Origin of the sequence: Gemmiger formicilis, assembly GCF_018784445.1 — a bacterium.
In the GTDB taxonomy this organism is placed as follows: domain Bacteria; phylum Bacillota; class Clostridia; order Oscillospirales; family Ruminococcaceae; genus Gemmiger.
Genome location: NZ_WQOH01000075.1, coordinates 1 through 2,838 on the forward strand (window position 1 = coordinate 1; position 2,838 = coordinate 2,838).

Here is a 2,838-nt window from a genome sequence, read left to right on the forward strand (position 1 = left end):
ATTGTTGTCAGCAGTATTCTTATTCTATTTTGGGGCGGCATTGGCATTATCGTTGATAGCAAAGCTGTGTGGATTGTTCTGTCGGCTATCATTTCATCAAGTGCAGTTTCCCTCTTTTTTACATATCAGAGATACAAGAAAATTGCTGATTTTAGTTTGCATATTGATAGGCTGCTGCATGGAGATGAAACGATTTCTTTTGAGCAGTTTCAAGAAGGCGAATTATCTGTTTTACATGATGAAATATCTAAGATGACAAGACGACTTATTGAACAGGCAGAAGCTCTGAAAATGGAGAAAGGTAATTTGGCGAATGCTTTAGCCGATATTTCACATCAATTAAAAACACCTTTGACATCGCTGAATATCCTAAATGCTTCTCTGTGTAATGAGGAACTGACTGACGAAGAAAGGTATGAGCTGATCCGCAAACAGACTATGCTCTTATCAAGAATGGAGTGGCTGATAGCCACACTTCTGAAAATATCCAAGCTGGATGCAGGAACGATTACTCTAAAGCCACAGGAGATATACTTAAAAGATGTGGTAGAAAAAGCAATTCGTCCTCTGGAGATTGCGGCAGAATTAAAAATGCAGACAATCACGCAAGTGATTCCGGCAGAACTGAAACTTGCTCTTGATGCTGATTGGACTGCTGAAGCCTTGGGGAATGTAATTAAAAACTGTATCGAACATTCACCAGAGAGCAGCAGTATTGAAATCAAGGCAATAGAAAGACCTCTTTTGACACAGATCATTATAGCGGATAATGGAGCAGGTTTTCGGAAAAAGGATATACCGCATCTATTTGACCGATTTTATCAAGGAAGTGGCTCTACAATCGGTAATGCCGGTTTGGGGTTGGCTCTGGCAAAAACAATCATCGTCAACCAGGGCGGCGTCATCCAGGCGAAAAACCGGAAGTCAGGCGGTGCAGAATTTGAAATCTGCTTTTATCGGGGGACTGCTTAATGCAGCCCCTTTTTAAGTGACATTTTTGTAATGAAAAAGTAATGAAGCAGTCACTTGGCTTTGCTATACTGAATTGCAAAAATATATGGAGGAACTTTTTATGGAAATATTAAGAGTAGAGAATATCTGCAAAACCTATGAAATGGACAATGCTCCTGTCCATGCTTTGTCAGATGTTTCTTTTTCCGTCGATAAAGGAGAGTTTGTTGCAATCATTGGAGCATCTGGGTCTGGCAAGTCTACCCTGTTGCACATTTTAGGTGGTGTTGACAGACCAACTTCGGGAAAAGTATTTGTGGATGGACAGGATGTTTATGAGCAAAACGAAGATGAATTGGCTGTATTCAGAAGAAGGCAGGTTGGGCTTGTCTATCAGTTTTATAATCTGATCCCGGTTTTGACTGTCGAGGAAAATATCACGCTGCCGATTCGATTGGATGGGCGTAAAATCAATAAGGAGCGTTTGAAAGAACTGCTATCCACGCTCAAACTGGTAAAGCGTAGAAAGCACCTGCCAAGTCAGTTATCCGGCGGTCAACAACAAAGAGTGGCAATCGGACGAGCGTTGATTAACGCACCTGCGATTATCCTTGCGGACGAGCCGACGGGAAATCTGGACACGGAGAACACAAGGGATATTATGAAACTTCTGCGTGAATCCAATGAAGTCTATCGCCAGACAATGATCCTGATTACCCATGACCGTGAAATCGCAATGCAGGCAGACCGTATTCTGGAAATTCAGGATGGCAGACTTGTGAGGGATGAGGTGATACGCTGATGAATATGATTTTCACGCTTACACTCAGGAATCTGCTGTCGAATAAAAAGCGTACCCTACTCACACTTTTAACCATTCTTTTGTCAATCAGTATGATAACCGCTATTCTCTGTGGGGGATGGTCGTTGGTTGATTTTTTGAAAGAGAAAGAAAAAGTGTATGGTGGCGATTATGACTACTACATGGAGGATTTGACTTGGGAGCAGGTTCAAGAGCTATATAGTCAAAACAATGTAGGCGAGGTTTCGCTTCTCCGCTTTGCCGGAAACAGTTTTTACGGGGAGAAATCCAACAGTACAATGCTCTCCGTTGGCGAGATTGACGAGAACTTTACCCAAAGATTTTCGTTAAATCAGTATTTGCTTGCGGGGCGTTTCCCGCAAGATGAAAATGAGCTTGTTATTTCAGAATCTTTTTTGAAGAAAAACAATATGAACACAGAGATTGGAGATACGATTTCTTTAACCCTTGGTTCAAGAATTTGGGATGAATATAATGCCCAGCTTTCCGGGCTGACAAATTATAGGGGCGAAGAAGAAAGTTTCGTTCCAACGAAAGAGAAAGCGTATGTAGTTGTTGGTATTCTGTCAGATGTGAATGACTCAAAAATCGCAGCAAACTATAATGCCTTTGCAGGCGTTGACAAAACGGCATCCGATTTTGCTGCGTATGTCAAGGCAAAGAATTTATCCAATTCGATCTATACAGAAGCCGAAGAAGTGGCTGCGGCAGTAGACAGTCATGTAGCAAAGTTTCATTCTGAACTGTTAGTCTATCATGGAATTACCGGCGGCAAAGGAGCTGCCAAACTGATTGCTTTGGTAGTCATGGTCATTTGCCTTTTGATGGCTGCATCCGCTTCAATGATCAGCAACGCCCTCTCCATTTCCTTGCAGGAACGAATTAAGCAGATGGGAATGTTATCCAGTATTGGAGCCACAAAAGGGCAAAAACGCCTTAGTGTATATTTAGAAGCCTTTCTTTTGGGTGTGGTAAGCATACCTTTGGGATTGGTTGTCGGCATACTGCTGTCTGCTCTGTTGTTAAGTGTGGTCAGGGCAGCTTTTGGAGAAACATTCACTTTT

General features: G+C 42.1%; 3 protein-coding genes. All 3 read left to right on the forward strand.

What is annotated here, in order from left to right; all coding sequences use genetic code 11:
• Positions 1-972 (forward strand): sensor histidine kinase (locus tag GPK89_RS14740; RefSeq protein ID WP_215694309.1); only part of this gene is annotated, 972 nt, incomplete at its 5' end.
• A 100-nt stretch (positions 973-1,072) separates the two neighbouring features.
• Positions 1,073-1,753 carry an ABC transporter ATP-binding protein gene (locus tag GPK89_RS14745; RefSeq protein ID WP_055163293.1) on the forward strand — a complete coding sequence of 227 codons (681 nt, stop codon included), beginning with the start codon at positions 1,073-1,075 and terminating at the stop codon, positions 1,751-1,753.
• Positions 1,753-2,838, forward strand: a 1,086-nt coding sequence (locus tag GPK89_RS14750) for an ABC transporter permease (RefSeq protein WP_215694311.1), incomplete at its 3' end; no start/stop codon positions are given. The genes GPK89_RS14745 and GPK89_RS14750, both read left to right, overlap by 1 nt.